General features: G+C 74.9%; 1 protein-coding gene. It reads right to left on the reverse strand.

Going from position 1 to position 1,471, the window contains the following annotated elements; translation table 11 throughout:
- A partial coding sequence (locus AB0I76_RS29825) for a cobaltochelatase subunit CobN (protein ID WP_357042446.1) occupies window positions 1-1,471 on the reverse strand: 1,471 nt, incomplete at both ends.

A 1,471-nucleotide genomic window follows, 5' to 3' on the forward strand; every position in this document is an offset into this window, starting at 1 on the left:
GCGGCGAGGGCCTGCCGCAGGCCGGGCAGCACCCGGGTGCCGCCCCACACCTGGGGCGCGCGCAGCACGGCGAGGACGAGGTTGACCCGGGCCTCGCCGGTGGGCACCTCGGCGAGGATGTGCAGGCCGTCGCGGATCTGGGAGTCCTTGACCTCGCACAGGTATCCGTCGAGGTGCAGCACGAAGTCGTCGAAGTCGTCGGCGGCCGGCATGTCGGCGGTGTGCAGGTCGTGGTGCAGCTCGGCGGCCCGGACCAGCTCCCAGATCTGGGCCCGCACCACCGGCACCTTCGCCGGGTCGAGGGCCTGCACGGTCGCGTACTCGTCGAGGAGCTGTTCCAGCTTCGCCAGCTCGCCGTACGTCTCGGCGCGTGCCATCGGCGGCACCAGGTGGTCGACGACGACGGCGTGGGCCCGGCGCTTGGCCTGGGTGCCCTCGCCGGGGTCGTTGACGATGAACGGGTACACCAGCGGCAGGTCGCCCAGGACGGCGTCGGGGGCGCAGTCGGCGGCCAGCCCGAGGCCCTTGCCGGGCAGCCACTCCAGGGTGCCGTGCTTGCCGAGGTGCACCACGGCGTCCGCGCCGAAGCCGCCGTCGGCGACCGGCGCGGCCAGCCACCGGTACGCGGCCAGGTAGTGGTGGCTCGGCGGCAGGTCCGGGTCGTGGTAGATGGCGATCGGGTTCTCGCCGAAGCCGCGCGGCGGCTGGATCAGCAGCGTCACGTTGCCGAAGCGCAGCCCGGCCAGCACGACGTCCCCGCCGTCGGTGTACAGCTCGCCGGGCGGCTCGCCCCAGTGCTCCCGCATCCGCTCGCGCAGGTCGCCCGGTGCCGCCGCGAACCAGCGGGCGTACACGTCGCCGGGGACCCGCGCCTCGGCCGCGGCGAGTTGCTCCGGGGTCAGCCACTCCACGTCGTGCCCACCGGCGGCGATCAGCGCGTGGATCAGCGCGTCCCCGTCGTCGGGCACGGGCGCGTCGCCGAGGTCGTACCCGGCCTCGGCGAGCGCCGCGAGGAGCCGCACCGCGGAGGCCGGGGTGTCCAGGCCGACGGCGTTGCCGACCCGGGAGTGCTTCGTCGGGTACGAGCTGAGCACGACGGCGACGCGCTTGTCCGCGTTCGGGAGGTGCCGGAGCCGGGCCTGCCGGACGGCGATCCCGGCGACCCGGGCGGCCCGTTCTCCGTCGGCGGCGTAGACCGACAGCCCGTCGGCGTCGATCCGCTTGAACGAGAACGGCACGGTGACGATCCGCCCGTCGAACTCGGGGATGGCCACCTGCATCGCCGCGTCCAACGGGGACAGTCCGGCGTCGCTGCCGACCCACTGCTCGCGGGTGCTGGTCAGGCAGAGCGCCTGGATGACCGGCACGTCGAGGACGGCCAGCGCACCGACGTCCCAGGAGTCCTCGGCACCGCCGCCGGAGGCGTCGGCGGCCACCGTCCCGCCGGCGGCGAGCACGGTGACCAGCAGCG

It is taken from the genome of Micromonospora sp. NPDC049799, from assembly GCF_040656655.1.
GTDB lineage: Bacteria > Actinomycetota > Actinomycetes > Mycobacteriales > Micromonosporaceae > Micromonospora.